Source organism: Lachnoclostridium sp. (assembly GCF_031997925.1).
GTDB lineage: Bacteria > Bacillota > Clostridia > Lachnospirales > Lachnospiraceae > Lachnoclostridium.
Map to the genome: position 1 here is coordinate 244,320 of NZ_DAMADT010000003.1, position 22,522 is coordinate 266,841.

13 protein-coding genes are annotated in these 22,522 nt (G+C 35.4%); 11 read left to right on the forward strand and 2 right to left on the reverse strand.

All coding sequences use genetic code 11. The annotated features are described in order from the left end of the window. The first annotated feature begins 9 nt into the window (after positions 1-9). Positions 10-1,752, forward strand: coding sequence for a class I mannose-6-phosphate isomerase (locus tag RTP52_RS04125; protein WP_312369364.1), 1,743 nt, complete (start codon positions 10-12; stop codon positions 1,750-1,752). 172 nt (positions 1,753-1,924) lie between these two features. On the opposite strand, the gene RTP52_RS04130 is transcribed toward RTP52_RS04125, so the two are convergent. Continuing rightward, entirely contained in the window at positions 1,925-4,297 is a 2,373-nt protein-coding gene (locus RTP52_RS04130; RefSeq protein WP_312369366.1) for an AraC family transcriptional regulator, read from the reverse strand. 216 nt (positions 4,298-4,513) lie between these two features. On the opposite strand from RTP52_RS04130, the gene RTP52_RS04135 reads away from it, so the two are divergent. The 8 genes from RTP52_RS04135 (at position 4,514) to RTP52_RS04170 (ending at position 18,653) form a co-directional block, all read left to right on the forward strand. After that, complete coding sequence (locus RTP52_RS04135) at positions 4,514-5,473, forward strand: ABC transporter permease (protein WP_312100381.1); 960 nt, start codon at positions 4,514-4,516, stop codon at positions 5,471-5,473. A gap of 15 nt (positions 5,474-5,488) precedes the next feature. Further along, positions 5,489-6,382: a carbohydrate ABC transporter permease gene (locus RTP52_RS04140; RefSeq protein ID WP_312100383.1), complete on the forward strand. Its 894-nt coding sequence runs from the start codon at positions 5,489-5,491 to the stop codon at positions 6,380-6,382. Positions 6,383-6,452: 70 nt separating this feature from the next. Continuing rightward, complete coding sequence (locus tag RTP52_RS04145; RefSeq protein ID WP_312369368.1) at positions 6,453-8,075, forward strand: ABC transporter substrate-binding protein; 1,623 nt, start codon at positions 6,453-6,455, stop codon at positions 8,073-8,075. A gap of 190 nt (positions 8,076-8,265) precedes the next feature. Next, entirely contained in the window at positions 8,266-10,515 is a 2,250-nt protein-coding gene (locus RTP52_RS04150; protein WP_312369370.1) for a hypothetical protein, read from the forward strand. Then, complete coding sequence (locus RTP52_RS04155) at positions 10,508-11,725, forward strand: Gfo/Idh/MocA family protein (RefSeq protein WP_312369372.1); 1,218 nt, start codon at positions 10,508-10,510, stop codon at positions 11,723-11,725. The genes RTP52_RS04150 and RTP52_RS04155 overlap by 8 nt, the downstream gene beginning before the upstream one ends. A gap of 20 nt (positions 11,726-11,745) precedes the next feature. Then, positions 11,746-14,772, forward strand: coding sequence for a glycoside hydrolase family 2 TIM barrel-domain containing protein (locus tag RTP52_RS04160; protein ID WP_312369374.1), 3,027 nt, complete (start codon positions 11,746-11,748; stop codon positions 14,770-14,772). Positions 14,773-14,776: 4 nt separating this feature from the next. Beyond that, positions 14,777-17,605 carry a glycoside hydrolase family 38 C-terminal domain-containing protein gene (locus RTP52_RS04165; protein WP_312369376.1) on the forward strand — a complete coding sequence of 943 codons (2,829 nt, stop codon included), beginning with the start codon at positions 14,777-14,779 and terminating at the stop codon, positions 17,603-17,605. 67 nt (positions 17,606-17,672) lie between these two features. Continuing rightward, positions 17,673-18,653, forward strand: coding sequence for an HAD family hydrolase (locus tag RTP52_RS04170; protein ID WP_312369378.1), 981 nt, complete (start codon positions 17,673-17,675; stop codon positions 18,651-18,653). A gap of 134 nt (positions 18,654-18,787) precedes the next feature. Here RTP52_RS04170 and RTP52_RS04175 read toward each other — a convergent pair whose 3' ends face one another. Further along, on the reverse strand, positions 18,788-19,678 hold the full coding sequence (locus RTP52_RS04175; RefSeq protein WP_312369380.1) for an ROK family protein: 891 nt from the start codon (positions 19,676-19,678) through the stop codon (positions 18,788-18,790). Between the two features lie 367 nt (positions 19,679-20,045). Between RTP52_RS04175 and RTP52_RS04180 the strand changes: the two genes are divergently transcribed. Next, a complete protein-coding gene (locus RTP52_RS04180) occupies positions 20,046-21,152 on the forward strand; it encodes an SGNH/GDSL hydrolase family protein (RefSeq protein WP_312369383.1) in 1,107 nt (368 codons plus the stop codon). A 34-nt stretch (positions 21,153-21,186) separates the two neighbouring features. Continuing rightward, positions 21,187-22,522: beta-N-acetylhexosaminidase (locus RTP52_RS04185; protein WP_312369385.1), on the forward strand; the 1,336-nt coding region annotated here is incomplete at its 3' end.

Genomic DNA, 22,522 nt, shown 5'->3' on the forward strand with positions numbered 1-22,522 from the left:
GTGTATAACATGTATCAAAAATACAATAATTATGACTTAAATCCTAAGAAAAAAATACTAGGTTATGACAGTTTTGCCTTTTCTGGATATGATAATATACGAAAGGAAATAAATAGTAGGATAGATGGGGAGGAAAGTAAAAAGCAAGTAATAGTATGTGATCTTTATCCAGGAGCTGATAAGGAAGAGATTTTAGCTGAAATTAAGAAGTGTGGTATAGTAAAAGTAATAGACACTGAGACTTGCATGTGGGAAAGGGATAAAATACTTAATATATTTAGAGACTCTATTACGGAGGATCGTGTTTTTGGTATCATGACCCACAAAAGTCTGACAGATTGTTTTAATCCAGATAGATTGGAGAAAGCAAAGGAAGAAGTAGTAAGCCACCAGGAAGGGATGTTACTCGTCATTGGTGTAGGTGCCTCTCTTATTACAAAAGGCGATTTATTGCTTTATTTTGATATGACAAGGTGGGAAATACAGCTTAGATATCGAAAAGGGATGTCCAATTGGCTCATAGCAAATGAAAAAGATGCTGTTTTAACAAAGTACAAGATGGGATTCTTTATTGAGTGGAGACTTGCTGATAAACATAAGAGACAACTGTTTGAAACGTTTGATTATGTGGTAGATACCACTATAAAGAATCATCCTGTTATGATAACTGGAAAAGCATTTTGTGAAGGGCTTAAGCAGCTAAGTAAGCAGCCTTTCCGTATGCAGCCATATTTTGATCCGGGTGTTTGGGGTGGACAATGGATGAAGGATGTTTTTGGTCTAGATCCAGCGATGGGAAATTATGCATGGAGCTTTGACGGAGTTCCAGAGGAAAATAGTATCAACCTTCAATATGGTTCCGTGGTCATTCAATTGCCATGTATGGATTTAACGCTATATCATCCACGCGAGGTATTGGGAGATAGAGTCCATGGAAGATTCGGGGCGGAATTTCCTATCCGCTTTGACTTATTGGACACTATGGGAGGAGGAAATTTATCTCTTCAAGTGCATCCATTGACGGATTACATACAAGAGAATTTTGGAATGCATTACACTCAGGATGAAAGTTATTATATTCTAGATGCGAAAGCAGGGGCTCATGCTTATCTTGGCGTAAAAGATAATGTAGATACTGAAGAAATGAAAAAAGATTTAGAGCGAGCGCAAGCAGGAGAAATAGTATTTGATGCAGATAAGTATGCCAATAAAATTCCTGTAGGAAAGCATGATCATCTATTAATTCCGGCAGGAACCGTTCACTGTTCTTGTGCAGATACTATGGTTTTAGAGATTAGTGCTACCCCTTATATATTTACGTTTAAGCTCTGGGACTGGGGTCGTGTTGGTCTGGATGGATTACCAAGACCTATCCATATTGAGCATGGTATGAAAAACATCCAGTGGGATCGAAATCTTAAATGGGTAGAAGAGAACTTAGTAAATCAAGAAGAAGTATGTATGCAAAGAGAAGGATTCTTGGACGAAAAAACGGGGTTACATAGAAGACAATCCATCGAAACACATCGTTATACTGTTACAGGAGAAGTTTCTTTGGAAATGAATGATAGTGTACAAGTTTTAAATCTAGTAGAGGGTTCTTTTGCAGTAATCGAAAGTATGAAGGAAGAATTTGAACCATTTACTGTCCACTATGCGGAGACATTCATTATACCAGCAGCAGTAGGAAGCTACAAAATAAAATCGGCACCTAATGAAACCATTTCTGTAATATGTGCTTGGATACGATAAAGCTATTTCAGAAATATGTCTTGGATACGATAAAGAACCAAAAAGGGGCTGTTGCAAAAAGAATTCTTTATACCAGATACTGTAGAGGGTATTTTTTTCTCCTACACGTTATGGTTTAAATATTGATTTTGCAACAGCTCCTTTTGTCTAATGTATCGGAGCAAAGCTCAGGTTATAAGCCTTTGTTTACTAAATTTAGCCGATACTCACTTAAGGATACCCCAAAGTGCTTCTTAAAAAGGGTATAAAAATAATTATTTTTTTCCAAGCCAACCTTATCAAGAATCTCTTCTAAGGATAAAGAGGAATGATTTAAATAATAAGCTAATTTTTCGATTCTTAAATCTTGTATGTATTGAGCGATTGATTTACCTTTAACACTTTTAAAGATATGGCCTATATAATTAGGGGATAGTCCTAATTTGTCAGCGATATAAATTAAGCAGATTTCGTAATTAGAGTACTCTTTTTCAATAATATCACAGATAGACTTAATAATATAATCTTTGCTTTGATATTCAGAATTATTCTTAGTATTAGTTACCTTTTGGCATAGGGATTCTATGGTATCATTCATTAACTTGTCAACGTCGACTACGACTTCTATATTCTGCAGTTCTACCATGAAATGTTTTACCATCAGGGTTGCGTACTCCTTAAGAGTGGGGTATTTCACCACAACCGAGGTGTAGATATTATATATTAGATGAATTAGGTTAGTCATCACTTCATCATAATTATAGGTAGAAAGCTGGGTAGATATTTTTTCATAAGCTTGTTTACTTGCGTCTAGCTTACCTTCTAAGAGTTTTCCAATCAATGCATCAAACTGATTAACAGGAATCATAAGATTATCGGTATCAATTTCATCTGCCATGTATGGGGAGATGATGGATTGATGGCCATAGCGAAGCTTTAGTAGGATAGAGTTTTTCATGTTGGAATACATCATTGGCAGATGTTCTAAACCTTTAAAAGGAGTACTATATGCTATGGATAAGGATAAAGAAATATATTTTTTTACATTTTCCTGAATAGACCTAAGTACTGGTTCTAATTGATTTTGAAATTCCTTGTAATCCGCAGTTTCATCACATTTTATAAGCAATACAAACTTATCAGAATCACTACTAAAAACATCACAGGTATAGTGCTCGGAAGAAATCTCTTCTGCAATATTAACAACAGTAAATTTAAGAGCCCAACATTCTTGCTGATTGGTGTTAAGAAGGAAGGCATTATAGTTATCTATTTTTAAAAGAACCATGCAAAGCCCGGACCCAGCTAAGTAGGATAAGTTCAGCTGTTCTAATTTACTTGCGACCACTTCTAAAGAGTAGATAGAGTGCACCGAAATCAAGCTATTTAGTAAATCCTGCTTTACCGAATAGGAGGTTTCCTTTTTTAGCTTATCAAGTCGCTTGTTCTGCTCCTGCATTGTATGAAATGTTGACCATATCGTTTTTAATTCATTTGTTTTAAAGTTAGGTATGTAAGATTTGTCAATGGATTGTCCGGTCATAAGCTTAGTAATCATGATAATAGGGTTATTTAAATCCCTAGCAAGTAAAATACATGCCATAAAACATAGAATAAAAATACATATTACAAAAATAACACTTAATACAGAAGAGGAAATGATATCTTTGAATATAATATTCGTTGGAATAAGACCGATGATATACCATCCATTCGGATTATCATTGGTATACGACATAAGGTACCGATTATGATCGAGGTTAATAAAATGATTTTTATTTTCATTATTTTGTGTTGCAATTTTTGCTTGTAAGCTAGAGAATACTTTTTGTTTATCAATAAAAGGCTGGCTTAAAGGAGTGTCGATTAAGGTTCCATCTTTGTCTGCCACAAAATAGGACATATTACTGTCTGACTTGAATTGATTCATTGTTTTAATTGAATCTGTGAGGATGCTTAAACGCATATTAATGATCACAGCATTTTTAATATCAGATTTATTAGAATAGCTATCGAAAACTATATAAGTACAAGTTTCGGTACTTGAGGAATTAGGCAAAGGGACTTGATGAATCATTGGTTTTCCATTATAGGAAGTTATAAAATCAGGCGTAGTAACTAATCTTGCAATTTCTCTGTCCGAAAATTGATCGCTAGATAGCTGCTCACCACTTTTTGAAGAGAAAAATAAATCCAATTCACTGTTATAAAGATAAATACTCTCAACATTACCAAGAGTAACAATGTGCTTGTTTAAAGCATTATTCACTAACACAGGAATCAAATTATTTTTTTGCTTCATATTTAAAAAGGCAATAACGTCTTTATCATTAGATAATGAAATACTTAATCGATTCGATTGTTCATTTAAGTAGTTAATACTGTAGTTTAATTGTGATAACATATTATGGTTTAAACGAGTAACAAGATTAGCTGAAGTCTTAAAATAATTTATCGTTAAAAATGTGGTTAATAGAATAGTAAGTGTTATGGATACAAATAAAAACGACAAAAAAACTTTTTTGAAAAAACTTTGACTACTATGTTCCTTATGTCTGGTAAGCATGTGATCCCTCCTCCAAATATCCTAGGAATATTATATCGAGAAAAGTTTTTTGATTCAATCTTTTTATGCTCTATCTAAGGAATTTGGAGAAAGTGTTATTTTTTAAAGAAGCAAAACAAGGGAAAACTATGAAAGTGTTACTTATATTTGTTGAAGAATAGAGCTTCTGTGAATACAATGGAGTAGAAATGTGATATCAAGAAGGGAGATAGTACTTTGACAAATGAAAATGTAAAAACAGTAAGGAATAAAAAAAGACTACGTTCCATAAAAAAACAAATGCCATTTTACATGATGATGGCTCCGGGATTGTTATTAATAAGTGTTTTATTTTATTTACCTATGCCGGGCGTTATGTTAGCATTTAAAAATTATAATCCTAACGATGGGATATTTGGAAGTGAATGGGTGAATCCATTATTTAAGAACTTTGAGTTCTTTTTTAAATCTGATACTGCCCGTACAGTTACCATGAATACATTATTCTACAATCTTTTACAAGCAGTATTAGTTACAGTTTGTTCAGTAGCACTCGCAGTTTTATTAACAGATGTTAAAAATAAATATGTCTCTGCTATTTATAAGGGAGCCATTCTTTTACCAACATTTCTTTCTTGGATTGTTATACAGTACATAGTATTTAGCTTATTAAGTGTAGATAGAGGAATTGTGAATAGAATACTGATAGAAATGGGAGGAAAACCTATCGCTTGGTATAGTGAACCTAGATATTGGAGATTCATACTTCCCTTTGCTTATTTGTGGAAGAATGTCGGGTATTATTCCGTACTTTACGTAGCAGCAATCGCAGGAATTAATCCAGATTATTATGAAGCTGCTCAGATTGATGGAGCCTCCAAGTTGCAAAGAGTAAAAAATATAACCCTACCTCTAATAAAGCCAACAGTCATCGTATTATCACTATTATGGGTTGGAAAATTATTTAATGGAGGCTTAGGTGATTGGAATGCTTACTACACCTTGCCGCATGATGCAGGTGTCCTCTATAAAGCTACCGATGTTATTGATACCTATGTATTTCGTTCCTTGAAAAAACTGAATGACTATGGTATGACATCAGCGGTAGGGTTGTATCAGTCAACAGTAGGATTCGTGCTGGTATTTATATCCAATGCTATCATAAAGAAAATCGACCCAGATGGCGCGTTATTCTAGAAAGGGAGTGAGTTTGTGAAATCAAGAAGAATAAAAATATCAGCAGGTAGAATAGCAACTCATGTCATATTTATTTTATTATGTTTACTTTGCATCTTACCACTTATCCTAGTTGTTGCCATATCATTCACAGATGAGCGTACTTTAATGGTTGATGGTTACAGATTTATACCTCAGGTATTTAGCGTAAAGGCATATCGATATGTGTTTAGTGGTGCTACTTCCGTATTCAATGCTTATGGAGTAACTATTTTAGTAACTTGTTTAGGAACAATTTTACACCTATTTGTTACATCTATGCTGGCGTATTCTTTATCGAGGAAAGAAGTTACACATCGGAAGGGGATTTCTTTATTTGTATATATACCTGTCCTATTTAATGGTGGCTTGGTTCCATATTATATATTAATGACAAGGTATTTACATCTAAAGAATACAATTTGGGTTCTAATTATTGTAAATGTGGTATCGGCAGTCAATGTCCTTATTATGAAGAACTTTTTTAGGACCATTCCAGATGCCCTAATAGAATCAGCTAGGATTGATGGCTCTAGTGAGTTTAAAACTTTCTATAAAATTGTGCTACCATTATCCACACCATCCCTAGCTACGATAGGCCTTTTTGTAGCAATCGCCTATTGGAACGACTGGATGACTTGTTCCTTATACATAGAAAAATCGAAACTATATACCTTACAGTATTTACTACAGGCTCTAATGAATAACATTGAATATTTACAAGCAAATGTCCACGCTTCACAGTCCATGGAAGCAGCACTTGGAATGCTTCCTAGTGAAGGTGCCCGTATGGCTACTTGTGTTTTGGCGATTGGACCTATTATATTGCTGTATCCATTTTTACAAAAGTATTTTGAAAAAGGCTTAACGATAGGAGCTGTAAAAGAGTAAATTTACCGAATAATCCAATATAGGCGGAGATTCGGAAAATTATAAAAAATTAAAAAGGGAGGAAATATTTATGAAAAGAAAAAAGATTCTTGCAACGCTTTTAGCGGGTGTGATGCTTACATCTGCAATGCTCTCAGGATGTGGGCCTAAAAACCCATCAGAGGGCACCTCTTCCAATACTGGAGGGAACAAAACGAACCCAACAGTAACAGAGGGCAATAAAAACAAAGACACAGAAAAGCCAGTAGAACTAACCTTTTATATGTCGAATAGTCCTGTGAATGACCTTGATCGCATTATGGAAAAAGCAAATAAGATTATTGGTGAAAAAATCGGCGCTAAATTAGATTTAATACTAATTGATGGTTCCACTTATGCAGATAAGATGAACCTAATGATTAATTCTGGTGACAAATGGGATCTATGTTTTACAGCAAACTGGGGTGGCATTAACTTTGCTGACAATGCTAGCAAAGGAGCGTATGCTGATTTAACAGAACTTCTTCCTAAATATGCTCCTGAAACCTACTCACGTATACCAAAAGGGTTATGGGATGCAGTTACAATTAAAGGTAAAATTTACGCATCAGTCAATTATCAGCAATGGGGAGCTGCTGCTAGAAAAGGTTTAAAATTCCGTAGAGACCTAGTGGATGAAGTAGGTTTTGACTGGCAAGCGGTAAAAGGAAAAGCTCCGTTAGAAGCAATGAAGATGATTGATCCGTTTATTGGAAAGGCTCTTGAAAAACATCCAGATATGATTGGTTGGGAGACATCTTCCTACTGGAGCTTTTATGCAAATGAGCCAATTATGTGGGATATGGAGAACATTGGTGATGTAACAACTCCTGGATGGATTCGCTTTAATGAGCCTAATACGGTTATTAATCAGTTCGCAACACCGGAATTTGAAGAATATGTTAACATCATGAAGGAATGGTATGACAAGGGATATGTAAGAGCGGATGGTGCAACAATTAATGATACCTCCCCTGATAGAAAAGCAGCGAAATTTGTTGCTGAATATGCACAGGGATGGCCAGATAGTGTTGATTTCCCTGGTAACCAAGATACTGAAAAGATGTCTATGTGTACTCCAGAGAACGCACCTGCATTAACCGTATCTACATCTAGAACAGTGATTCCTGCAAACGCTGGTTCCACTGCAGCGGTTGCTGTAAATGCGAAATCTAAAAATATTGAAAAAGCAGTACAATTAATTGAATTACTTAATACAGACGATGAGCTTTACATGTTAATTACTCAAGGAGAAGAAGGGGTTGACTATGTCTATGGAGAAGATGGAGCCTTTACTCAAGTAGAAGGAAAATTTAATTTTAACTGGAACGAATGGCAAATTGGACAATCTTACAGCCCTAATTTCACTAGAGCACTTTATCACAAAAATGAATCTGGTGATAAACAAAAAGAAAGCCAGGCAATTGTATTTAAGGCAGACAAAGAAGCAGATGTATCTCCACTTTCTGGTTTTACATTCGACCCAACACCTGTAAAAACGCAATTAGCAAATTGTTCTTCTATCACTACTGAACTTGTTCCAGCTTTAAGTGCTGGTTCTGTAGATCCAGCGAAAATACTTCCAGAATTGTTAAAGAGACTGGAAGATGCAGGAATAAATGACATTATTAAAGAAAAACAGGCACAGATAGATGCATGGAAGGCTAGTAAATAATATAAAGATAGGAATGAAAAACGGGTGTATTACTTTTGTGATACACCTGTTTTAAAGATAAAAAGGGATTATAAAACATCCTGATTGATGTATGTGTAAGGCACGTAGATGGGAGTTAGGTTAAAAATAAAAAGCGATTATAAAACATCTTGATTTATATGTGTGCTAGGGCACGTAAAGGAGAACTAATATGAAATTTTATCTATCATGCAGTGGCTATGAAAGAAGTATTAATATTAAAAAACAAAGATATGAAGTTGCAAGCAGCGGTAACAGCAAAGCTTGGTTTTCTGATTTTTTTTGTCAAGGCAATGTGGACATAAAGACGGAAAAGGAGCAAATTTGTGGAAGAATTGATGTTTCCTTCTCACAAACGCTAAGCACTCCTTCGGGAGTTGCTTTTGAAATGGAGATAGAGGATTGGTCAAGAGAAAATTATGTATTTGCACCCGGTGCAGTTTATAACGGGAATCGTTTTAATTGTAAGGTATTAGCATATCCTCCTTATAATGCGGTAGAAAAGGAAAAAGCACTGACAGAACCTGGGACAATTACAAATATTCCTCATCTTAGTAAGGAAGAAAATTATTCTAAAATCCAACTTCGTTCCGGCGATATGACTACACCAGCAATTGGATTTTATGATGAAAATAAAAAATTAGGAATCTTGCTATTTGGACCACAAGAGGTTGGAGAAGATTATACCGGATTTTCTATCATAGAAAATTTAGAGCATAAAACAGCGGTATTTTCTTTATCACTTCCCGCGGTGAGAGAAGAAGTAAAATATTTTTTTGGAGAAAGAAGAGATGGCTCAGGCTTCTATCCAGACGCTAGGACTCTTTCGGATGATTTAGGAAAATGCTTTGAAGAGGGGGAGAAAATCGCATTCGATTTTCATATTTACCAGTTTGAAGCAGAAAATCTGTCTCAGTTTTACTCCTATTTCAACAACGTAAGAAATTGTATGGAGACAGGAAGATTAACTAATGTGGTTCCCTTTTATACTGCCTACAAAGCGATAAAAGACAAATATCAGGTAGAGAATTTTATGGAAGAGGGGTATTATTCTGTTGGCACAGTGTGGAAGTTCCCACAACAATGCTTTCAGGCAGGCTGGATTGGAGGAGGCATGAACAATTATGCCTTTTTATTGGAAGATAAAGAAGAAGCCTTTACCCGTGCCTACTCAACCTTTCAATTTATACTAAATAACCTTCAAAATGAAAAGGGATGGATTAGTGGTATCTACGCAAGAGGGATTCATTACGGAGATGCCTTTGAATTAGGTAAGCCCGGAAGTATACTATTGCTACGTAAGAATGCAGATTTGCTGTTCTTTTTACTAAAAGAAATGATGTTATTGGAGGAGAAAGGAATTTCCGTTGATTCTTACAAGGAAAAGATAGAAAAACTAGCAGATGCATTTGTTCGGTTATTTAACAAATATGGACAGATAGGTCAATTTATTGATATTAATACAGAGGAGATATTAATTGGTAATTCAGCAAGTTCAGCTATTGCAGTAGCTGCATTATCTTTAGCCTTTCATTGTTTTAAAGCGAATAAATATTTGAAAACGGCAGAAGACCTTGGGGAATATTATTATGTCAATTATGTTTCACAAGGTATATTAAATGGAGGTCCGGGAGAAATTTGTCAGGCTCCTGACAGTGAATCTGCATTTGCCATGTTAGAAGGTTATGTACAATTGTATGAGACAACGAAAGAACCGAGATGGCTTAAGTATGCAAAAGAAACCTTTGAAATTGCAATTACATGGGTGATGAGTTATGATTTTCATTTTCCATCAGAAAGCACTGCTTCCAAAAGAAAGGCTCATACCATAGGTACTGTTTTTGCTAATGCACAAAATAAGCATTCTGCACCGGGGATATGCACACTGTCAGGGAACTGCATATTAAAACTTTATCGTTTTACCAAAGACTCTAGATATTTGGATTGGCTTTTCCTTATTTCCCATAGTATTACCCAATATGTATCCGTAAAAAACAGAGCTGTTCTTACGTTAGAAAAATTGTTTCTGCCTTATGGATATGTAAATGAAAGGGTACAAACAAGTGACTGGGAGGGAAAAGAAACGATAGGAGAGTTCTTGTATGGTTCTAACTGGCCGGAGGTAACGATGATGCTTACCTTTGCTGAAATTCCAAGTGTCTATATCGACTTTAGCAATGGCATTGTAAAATGCTTTGACCACATAGCTTGCCATATAAAAGAACAAGAAAAGACTTATGTATTGGCAGAGATATGTAATAATACCCAATATGATACCATTGTGAATATACTTGTAGATGAAAGTGATTACATAGATAAAATTAAGCATAACTATTATTCTACAATGCTTCATATACCTATGAAAGCAGGAGAGAAAATAACGAAATATATTTATAGAGATGGAGGAAAGAATTGTGATTAATTTAGGTGTGATAGGATATGGTGTTAGGATTGACATGTTGATGGATCAGATTATGGGCTTACCTTATGATGTAAGGATAAAAGCTATTACAGACGTAAATAAAGATAGAGTATGGGAGCTTATGAAAAAAAATGCTTCGAAAGAAAAAATGCATGAGATGGAAATCGATAAAATAGATGGACTCCTCCGCGAATGTCCCATGAACCCAGAAGATATCAATTTCTATACGGATGCAGATGATATGATGGAGAAAGAAGAGCTTGACGGGATTATGCTTGGTACGAATTGTGATACACATGCTTTTTTTACTCAAAAAGTTTTAGATAGAAAGATTCCGCTTTTCTTAGAAAAACCAGTTGGAATCTCTATGGAAGACTTAAAATTGTTAAAAGTATGCGAAGAACATACCAATACCCCTGTTGTAGTTTCTTTTCCTTTGAGAGTAACACAAATGGTGCAGGAGGTTAAACGAATTATTGATTCTGGAATCATTGGAAAAGTGGAGCATGTGCAAGCCTTTAATGATGTGCCATACGGCTTTGTTTACTTTCATGATTGGTATCGAAATGAAACTATTTCTCACGGATTGTTTTTACAAAAGGCAACTCATGATATAGATGTAATTAACTATTTATTAGGGGAAAAGCCTGTAAGTGTTTGTGCTATGAAGTCGAAACAGATATACAAAGGGGATATGCCCGCTGGTCTTAGATGCAGTCAATGCGATAAATGGGAAACTTGTATGGATAGTACCTATAACATTGAAAAGATTAGAAATGATATACCAAGAAGTGATTACTGCTCCTTTGCAGTAGATACAGGAAATGAGGATTCCGGAAGTATGATTGTAAAATATGAATCAGGAATGCATGTGGTGTATTCACAAAATTTCTTTGCAAGAAAAGGAGCTGCTCGAAGAGGAGCCAGATTGTATGGATATAAAGGAACGATTGAATTTAACTTTGGAACAGATGAAATAAAAGTATTTGATCATATGAGTGATAAGGTAACAACGATTAAGGTAAATACTCCAGCAAACGGACATGGCGGTGGTGATATTGTACTGTGCAGAAACTTTATCCAATTAATCAGAGGAAAGGAAACAGAGTCTGTTGCACCATTAAAAGCTGGAATGGAAAGTGCATTACTATGTCTAAAAGCAAAAGAATCTTCAGAAACAGAACAGTTTTTGAAAATAGAGTACAATTAAAGAGGAAAAGGGAGAGTGCAATGAATTTTAACTATCATCAAAATTTTGATACGATTCGCATCGGTACAATGAAGGATAGGGCATATTATATACCTTGCGCCCTAACGAGAGAAACAGATAAAAAGGAAGACAATGATAGGGTGATGCTCCTAAATGGAGAATGGAATTTTAGTTATTATAAAAGCGTTACAGAACTCAATCTAGTTACAGAATCTAATATATTCACAGAATCCAATATAGAAGAGGAAGGAAAGGATAAAATAGAAATTCCTTCTAACTGGCAATATTATGGATATGATTCTCATCAATATGTGAATATTGATTATCCCATACCATACAATCCTCCTTATGTGCCAAAGGATAATCCTTGCGGTGTGTATACGAAGGACGTGGAGGTAAGCTTAAAGGAGGGATATAGATTCCACCTGAATTTGGAAGGCGCTGATTCTTGTCACTATCTTTTTGTCAATAATGAATTTATAGGATTTAGCCAGGTATCTCATTCCACCAGCGAATATGATGTTACGAAATATTTAAAGGAAGGAAGGAATCGCTTTACCATAGTAGTCCTAAAATGGAGCCTTGGCACCTATCTAGAGGATCAAGATAAATTTAGAATGTCAGGTATTTTTAGAGATGTCTACCTATTAAAAAGACCGGAATCCTTTATTTATAACTATATCATCCAAACAGAGTTTGATGAGAAAAAAGCAGAGGTATTCATTCAATTTGATGATGGGGATTCCCATATCAGCAAGAAAATAACAATTTTAGATAATAAAAATCAAGTAGTAGATGTGCAAGAGACCAATGAAAATAAGGTTTGTTTAACAATAAATGAGCCTACTCTATGGAATGCTGAGCAGCCTTATCTTTATAAAATTATTATGGATACAAAAGAGGAACGTATTATTGATTTTATAGGAATTAGAAAAATTGCCATAGAAGATAGGATTCTAAAATTAAACGGTCAGGCTATTAAGTTAAAAGGCGTCAACAGGCACGACAGCTATCCGGATTCAGGATATGTTGCTACAATTGAAAAGCTTGAAAAAGATTTACGCTTAATGAAAGAGCATAATATCAATGCAATTCGTACCTCCCATTACCCTAACTGTCCCGAGTTTTATAAGTTATGTGATAACTATGGCTTCTATGTCATTGATGAATGTGATATAGAAACTCACGGAGCATGGTCTAGCCAAGGAATACGGGATAACGAATATTATAACTTGGTTATGCAGGATTCTAGATTTGAAAAGGCAGTAGTAGATCGTGTAAACCGTTTAATTACAAGGGACATTAATAGACCTAGTGTTATCTTTTGGTCCCTTGGAAATGAAAGTGGCTATGGGGTGAATATCTATGCTGCAATAAAAAGATTAAGAAGTCTGGATTCTACCAGAATCTTACACTACGAGTCTAAAGTAATATCTTCTATAGAAAAGGGAGTTATTACCTTTGAAGATCTAGAGATTGAAAGTATTATGTATCCAGAGCTTCACGTGGTGGAAGAGTATTTTAAGAAGGAATATGATAAACCATTGGTATTAGTGGAATATGCTCATGCCATGGGGAATGGACCGGGTGGACTAAAGGAGTATTTCAATCTGTTTTATCAATATGATAGCTTAGCTGGCGGTTTTGTATGGGAGTGGTGTGATCACGCCATTCTTTCAAAAGATGCAGAGGGAAGGGATATGTACCTATATGGCGGAGATTTTGGTGAAGTGCTACATGACTCCAATTTTTGTGTAGATGGCTTAGTATACCCGGATCGCACCCCTCATACCGGACTTTTAGAGCTAAAGAACTGTGCTAAACCAGCAGAAATCAGTTATGAGAATCAAGAGTACTATATTATCAATCGTTTGGATTTCACGAATTTAAAGGACTACCTATATATTACATGGACGATTCGTAAAAATGGAGAATTACAAGCAGAGGGCAGAATTGATGATCTAGATATCAAGCCTCATGAGAAAAAGAAGTTACAAGTGAACATTCCATCCATTACTGGAGAAAGAGTATATGTTAAATTTGATTTCGTAAAGAAATATTCAGAAGAGCTTGTAAAAGAAGAAAGCATAGTAGGATTTTCCCAATTTGATCTTTCAACAACGCGTACAAAGATAGCTCATCCAAACCATTCAGGTAATCTTAAGGTTAGGGAAGATAAGGAAGACGTATATATAGAAGGTGAAAAATTCTCCTATTGCTTTAGCAAAAAAAGCGGAAGCTTTACTTCCTTTATATACAATGGAAAGTCTGTGATAGAAAAGCCGGTAGAATATGAAATTTTTAGAGCTCCGGCAGATAATGATATGAATGAAGCTGGAAGAATGCCGCATGTACAAAAAAACTGGAAAGCACTTGGGTTTGATAAGATGTATCCTTATACCTATGACACAACTATAGAAAAGGTAGAAGAAGGTGTGGTGCTCACTTGTCCGTTATCCTTAGTAACGGATCATATCGCTAATATAGCAGAAATTAATGCCTGCTACACCATCTATAACAGTGGCGCTGTAAAAGTTGATTTAAAGGTACAGGTTAGAAAGAATATTGAATATCTACCTAGATTTGGAATGAGATTTTTCCTAAAGAAAGAATTAAGCAAATGTGAGTATTTTGGATATGGTCCAACAGAAAGCTATATTGATAAACACGAAGGCTGCTATATGGATAGGTTTACAGACAATGTTAGCAATATGTTTGAAAACTATATTAGACCACAGGAAAATTCATCTCATTATAATTCAGAATACTGTGCGCTTATGAGTGATGATACTAAACTTTTGTTTACTTCCGAGAGAAGTTTTAGTTTCTCTGTGTCTGAATACACAAGGGAAGAGCTTGAAAATAAAACACATAACATTATGTTAGAGAAAAGTGGATACACCGTATTGCATATAGATTATGGTATGACAGGTTTAGGAACAGGAAGCTGTGGTCCTTTCACCTTTGAGCAGTATCGCTTTAAAGAAAAAGAATTTTGCTTTACGTATTATATGATACCTAGTGACAACTGCTTTAAGGAGGACTAGACGAATGAAAGAAAAGGCAATTGGGTATGTGGTTCCACATACCCACTGGGATCGGGAGTGGAGATATCCAATTTGGGAAAACCGTCTCTATTTAAGAGATTTAATGGAAGAATTAATAGATACCCTTGAAAAGAATCCAGATTATAAAAGCTTTTTAATGGATGGTCAGGTAATTGCAATACTGGATTATCTGGAGATTTGTCCCGAAAAAGAGAAGGTATTAAAAAAATTAATTTCAGAAAATAGAATTCAAATTGGGCCCTGGTATACTCTACCGGATTTATATCCCGTTTCGGGAGAGTCCATTGTTCGGAACTTGTTAAAGGGTAAAATAGTGGCACAGGAGCTAGGTGGGTATTTGAAAATAGGCTATGAATCCTTTGGTTGGGGCCAACCCTCTCAATTACCGCAAATATACAAAGGATTTGATATCGATACGGTGATTGTATCGAAGAATGTAGATAAAAGCAGAGCTCCAAGGTGTGAATTTATCTGGGTTGGAGCGGATGGAACAAAGGTTTTAGCTACAAGGCTTGGAGATGACGCCCGTGCTAATTTCTTTATGAATGCATATCTAAAAATTATGACCGGAAAAGAATATAAATCAGAAGAGTATGAATATCAATATGGAAAAGATGGACAGATTTATCACCAAGGAGATAAGGAGCATATACAAGATTATTTTCTGTTAGAGGAAACCGGAAAAATTCATAAGGAATATATTGAAGAAGCTGTTAAAAAAGCATGGCATGGAATGAAGGATACCCTACTGCCAGACCATAGAATTATGATGGACGGAACAGACTCCACTACCAGCCAGCCTAAGCTAATGGAATTATTGCAAGAAATTAATAAACAGATAGAAGAAATTGAATTTAGAAGCTCCTCTCTTGAAGAATACGTGTCTATTTTAAAGGATAAGTTAAATTTTGATGATGTAATCGAGATTCATGGAGAGATGAGAGATGGTCCTACTACTTCTCTTTCTGGAAATGCTCTAATGACAAGAGCTTATATTAAAACACTAAATAAAAATGTACAAAATAAATTATTTGGAATGGCCGAACCTGTATCTGCTATGAATATGCTCCTTGGAGAAAAATATGAGGAGAAGTTTCTTGATAAAGCAATGGATTATCTGCTATTATCCCATCCTCATGATTCGATTAACGGGGTAACACAGGATAAAACTGCTGATGACGTGGTATACCGCTTATCTCAAGCGGGTGAAATTGCAGATACCGTATATAATAGAGGACTACAACAGATCATTAAGAAGATAGATTTTTCTAAATATGAGAAAGAGGACTTAATTTTAGTTGTATTTAACCAAGGAGCTAAGGCAAGAAGAGAAATTATAGAGGTATATATAGATACTCCACAAGATAGAAACATCTGGGATTTCTGCATGGAAGATTCCAAGGGGAATAAAAGAGAACTACAATTTGCGGAAAGAAAAGAAGTGGTTTCACCAGTAGTACATCTTCACGCAAGGCCATATCCTTATTATACTGACAGGCATAGAATTTTTTTCGATACCGGAGAGGTTTCAGCAGGTGGATATGAAGTCTATCGCTTAATAGAAATGGATACCTTTATAAGAAAAACTAAATTCTGGGCTAAAACAAGGAAAACAGATGGTAGAGAGTTAGCAACTGGCTGTGACTTTATGGAAAATGATATCATTCGTGTGAAAGTGAATTCAGATGGTAGTATCACGATTACAGATAAGAGAATAAATGAAACCTATGGCCCTCTAAACTACTATGAAAGCACTGGGGATGTGGGAGATTACTGGATGTATTATCCACCATATTCAAACAAAACTTATACAAGCAAAGGAATACATACTTCCATCTATTTAAAAGAAAACGGAAATCTATCTGCAACGATAGGAGTTGATATGGTAATGCATTTGCCTAAATATGCTTACCGTCCTGATAATTATATAAGGGGAAAAAGTGAGAGAAGTGAAGAACTGCAGGAATTGCCAATCACGACCTACTATACATTAAAAAAAGATAGCGACCAGGTGGAAGTTAAAGTAATCATAGACAATAAGTGCATGGATCATAGAATGAGTGTGTTAATGGAAACAGGTGTTAAAACAGATACCGCTTGTGCACAAGGGCATTTTACGGTAGATGAAAGACCTGCACTACCACGAAAGGATGAAGATGGTAGATATTACAATGAATTAACAACACAGCCTTTGCAAAATTTCCTTTCCCTTTATGACGGCAATAGAGGATTTGCAGTTATAACAGACTGTCTTGGGGAGTATGAGCTTAGAAAAGATCATGCTAGCACGGTAGCCTTTACACTATTTAGGGCAGTAAGAAATATAATCTGTACAGAATTTCGTAGTGAGGGATACTTCCCAAATCAAGATGGAGGACAGTTACTAAGAAAACTTCAGTATCATTATGCTATTTCACCTCAAAGAGAAGATTTTACGAAGGAAGATTTAGCAAGAAAGGCAGAAGAATTTAACGTTCCGCTCAAACCAATACAGACGAGTGTACCATCTAGCGGTAAAGGAATACTCCCATCATCCTATTCCTTCTACGAAGTATCAGGAAAAGTAAATGTTTCTTGTTTGAAAAAAGGGATAGAAGATAATACCATTATATTGAGGGTGTATAACTCCAATAAAACAAGGGAAGATGTTGCTGTTAAATTGAATGGAAAAATTCAGAAAGCAGAGCTAACCGATTTAAAAGAAGAGTTTGTACAAGAATTAGATATCAATGAAAATACGATAAAATTAGTAATCCCTGCAAATAAAATATACACAATAAAATTCACATTAACTCACATCGGCGCGCTTTAACGTGCGTTAAATCAAGATGGTGAATACTTGTCTTTTAATTTTCAACTACTACTATAGGAGAATCAGAATGGAAAAACAATTTTTTACAGGTGTTGGCCACGTGGAAGATATGATCTTTTTAGATAAAACATCGGATGGAAGTTTTACATCAGGGAAGGAAGGGGTAAAGGCGATCTTCACGCCTTATGATAGAAAAGTAGAGTTTATTGCCTTTGATGATAAAACCTTATGTAATGTGAAATCCGCCATGGGGTATCCAGCTATCTATAATGTGCCGGTATCTAGCTATGAAGGTCCTGCAAAAGCGATTTTAATGGATCTAGATGGAACAAGCGTACATAGTGAATCCTTTTGGATGTGGATCATTGAGCAGACCATTGCAAAGCTAAAAAAAGAACCCAAATTTCAACTGGAATGCGAGGATGAACCCCATGTATCGGGGCATTCTGTATCAGAGCATTTACAATATTGTATTGACAAATATTGTCCTGATAAAAAAATTACCGATGCAAGGAAACTTTATTTTGAAACCACAGAATATGAGATGAAAGAAATTCTAGAAGGAAGAGGAAAACCGGGAGCATTTAGTCCAGCTCCGGGACTAAAAGAATTTCTAACGGAAGTCAAAGGAAATGGAATAAAAATCGGACTAGTAACTTCAGGATTGTATAATAAGGCAATACCGGAGATTATTTCAGCATTTCACACTTTAAATATGGGAGATCCTTTCGATTTTTATGACGCTATTATAACCGCAGGACAATCTTTACAGAAAGGTCAAGCAGGTACCATAGGTGAATTAGCTCCAAAACCACATCCATGGCTCTATTCTGAAACTGCAAGAGTTGGTCTTGGAATTGAAGAGAAGGATAAAGCTAGCGTATTAGGCTTTGAAGATTCCTCTGCAGGTGTTATATCGATACGGCTGTCAGGTTTCCAAGCGATTGGATTACATGGTGGAAACATTCATGCAAGTGGATTAGACTCTCTTTGCTTAAAAAAATATGATAATTTATGTGATGCACTTCCATTGATTTTGGGGAGGTAATTTATTACTATAAAACCAGTGATAAAAAGAACAGAAAAAATGGTTCAGCAATCTTTTTGTAGTTGCTGAACCATTTTTATTATTTTGTATCTAATTTTTTATGAATTACTGGCTTTTAAAACATTTGATTTTTACTAATACTCATTTGACGTAATTGCCTTCATACCATATACTCCTGCGAGATTGCCCAAGGAGGCTAAGGTTATCTTAACGCCGTGAAAACTTGGCATTGTACTCTCTTTGATGATTTCATTTAGTTTGCTGATAATATAAGGTTGTGTCATAATTCCTCCGCCAAGAACTATGAGGGAAGGATTGAAAATATAAATCAAATTAATCAATCCATAACTGATTTCTTTTACCCAGTTGTCAATGAGTCTTTTGGCATCTTTACTCTCGCGATCAAAAGCAGAAAATATGGATTTGCCATTATAAAACTCAGGGCTATGTGCTTTTGCTGTTCGAATAAGAGCTGTGGTGGAAGCATATTGGTCGTAACAACCATAGGAGCCACAGCCACATGGTAAGCCGCCTGGATGAGTCACCATGTGACCCATTTCAGCTGCAACGCCTTGATCTCCCTTATAAAGCTTATGATTTAAAAAGATAGCTCCACCAATTCCTGTGCCATAAGTTAGGCATAGAAAATCACTTTCTCCTTTTCCGGCACCATAGATAGCTTCTCCTATAGCTGCAGCATTGACATCATTTTCTACGCAAACCGGAACCTTAAATTTATCTTCTAAAATTTTCTTTAATTCCATTCCAGTATAGTCAGGAATATTTTCGTTTGCATAAATAATTGTTCCGGTTGTAGAGTCTACCTGACCTGCAGTACTGATTCCGATAGTATCATAAGGATACTGAGTACCTATTTCCGAAATGACGGAGATAATGTTTTCTAACACCTTATTACCACCAAGCAAAGCATCGGATGGCCGTACATCATCAAAGATTAGATCGTCTCCATCAAAGTAGGCATATTTAATAGCAGTGCCACCAATATCAAGTGCGATAATTTTCATAAGTTCCTCCTTAATATATCTGGCTCATAAGAGCCATTCTTTGTTTATGATAAGAAAAAGTTTGAATGAGGTTAGGGGCAAGTAGCGTAGGCGGATTGCGAATATCCGCTTTGATTAGGTATGTATTTATGCTAATTATAGCATTTAATGTTTAGATAGCAAGAAAAATAAAAATAATTTTCTTTTTTGGAAACGAAAAAGATAAAATATATAAAAAATAATATTTTTAACCCTTGACTTTTTGGCAATTTGCACTTAAAATAAAGTCAAATAAAAAATATTTTCACCAAAAATAAGAATAAACACGAAAAATAGTGAAAAAAATTTTCAGAAATATGATAGAGAAGTATCCTAGGGGGGGTAGGAGATGAAAGCTGATAAACCAGTGGATAAAAACATGCTTGGAAATGAAACGAATGTGGAGGAAAATATCACTTGGCTCTCTGTAGAGGATTGCAGACTTAGATTATCTGGATTTGCATTTTTTGAGGAAGATCATAAGTTAGAACGAATTCCTAACAGATTAAAGAGTGTGTTTAATGAAATTAATCCTTGTCTTAATGAACTTGGAACAAATACAGCAGGTGGACAATTGTCCTTTCGATCAAGCACCTCCAGAGTTCTAATTAGAGCAAAAATAACCGCAGTACCTAATATGGTAAGTATGACACCAGTTGCTCAATGTGGATTTGACTGTTATATTGGTGAAAGCCCTAAGAATTTAAAATTCTTTGGTATTACAAAATTTGATAGAACCCAGAGTGAATATACCTGTGAGGTTGTATCAAAACTGGATACAACAAAAGTCAAAGAATTTTTATTTCATTTTCCTCTTTATGTAGGAGTGAAAGAAGTAGAGATCGGTGTCGATAGTAATGCAATAATAGAGCCTCCAACTCCATATGAAAAAGAAGGAAAACTAATTTTTTATGGAACTAGCATCACACAGGGAGGTAGTGCAAGCAGACCAGGTATGGCATACACCAATTATTTGTCAAGAAAACTTAATTTAGAACATTGTAACTTTGGTTTTTCCGGGAATGGCTTAGGAGAATATGAGGTTGCTAAGATGCTTTCTGAGATACCGAAGCCGCTTCTTTATATCATTGATTATGAAGCGAATTCCGGGACAAATGGAAGAATGGTAAAGTCACTAGATGACTTTATTAAGTGTCTTAGAGAAAGTCATAGCGAGGTTCCTATCTTAGTCGTATCCAGAGTTCCTCATTTAATGGATCTATTAGATGAATCAGCTGGTACCTTAAGAAATAGCTTAAGAGAGTTTCAAAGAGGAACAGTTGAAAAATTTAGATCACTTGGTGACAATGCTATCTATTTTTTAGATGGGTATACACTTTGGGGTGATGACTTTGATGAGTACACTGTTGATTTTATTCATCCAACTGATTTAGGATTCTATTTTATGGGAAAAGGATTGGAACCGATCATAAGAGATATACTTAATAAACATTAATATATAACTTTCATATGCGAAAGGAGAAGTTTATATGATTCCGTTTCATGTGTTGACAGATCAAGCATGGCAATATGAACTTATTGAGGAATTAAGAAAAACCTTACCATTTACCCTTTCAGATGAGGGCTTATCTGTTGAGGTAAAGCAGCAAGGTAATGGGATTCGGGTTACAAAGAAGGATAATGTAAGACAGATTACAGTAGGAGATAGAAATCAGTTAGCAAGAGCATGGTACCTCATGCTTCGGAATGAGTCTCTTAATGAATATGATATCAAGGAACAATGCAGCTTTAGGGATTTGGGTGTGATGCTAGATTGTTCTAGAAATGCAGTGATGAAACCGCCTACTCTATTAGAATACATAAGGCAGTTAGCGATATTTGGCTATCATAGCTTACAACTTTATACCGAGGATACGATTAAAATTGAGGAAGAACCGTACTTCGGCTATATGCGTGGAGCTTATACAAAAGAAGAGATGAAAGAGGTTGATGCTTATTGCGCAAAATTCGGTATGGAATTAGTACCATGCGTACAAACATTAGCTCACATTAATCAGATTACAAGATATGAGCGCTACCAAGAAATCATCGATGTGAATGATATTTTCTTAGTAGGAAATGAAAAAACATATCAATTAATTGAACGTATCATTGCCACAGCTGCGGAATGTTTTACTTCAAGAAAGATAAACATCGGTATGGATGAAGCTCATATGCTTGGTTTAGGAAAGTTCCTTGATCAGAATGGTTATCAGAACCGTTTCACCATTATGGTTGAGCATTTAAAGAGAGTTCAAGAAATTTTACACCGTTATGGTTTTACTGCAATGATGTGGAGTGATATGTTTTTTAGATTACTTGCAAACGGTGAGTATTATTCTCTTAAGGAAGATCAGTTAAAGAGTGATTTATTACAACATGTGCCTAAGGATATCGAGTTAATTTACTGGGATTATTATTCAAGAGATTATCATCATTACGCACAGAATTTAGCAACACATTATAGAATTTCAGACCGCATAGGTTTTGCTGCCGGTGCCTGGAAATGGACTGGATTTGCACCAGAGAATAGATTTAGTCAGGTGGCCGGTAAAGAAGCAGTGAAGGCTTGTGTAGAAAAGGGAGTAAATACTTTCTTAGTAACCTGTTGGGGAGATAACGGTGCGGAAGCAAGTGCCTTCTCGGTGTTACCAACCATGTTCTATTATGCGGAATTAGCTTATCAGTTCGAAAATCTTGTGGATAAAGAGTTTACCAAAGAGAAAGAGTATTCTGAGTATTTTAAACTAGTTACAGGGATTTCTTTTGAAGAATTTATGCTACTTGATAGTCCAAATGAAGTATTTATGGAAACTACTTATACAC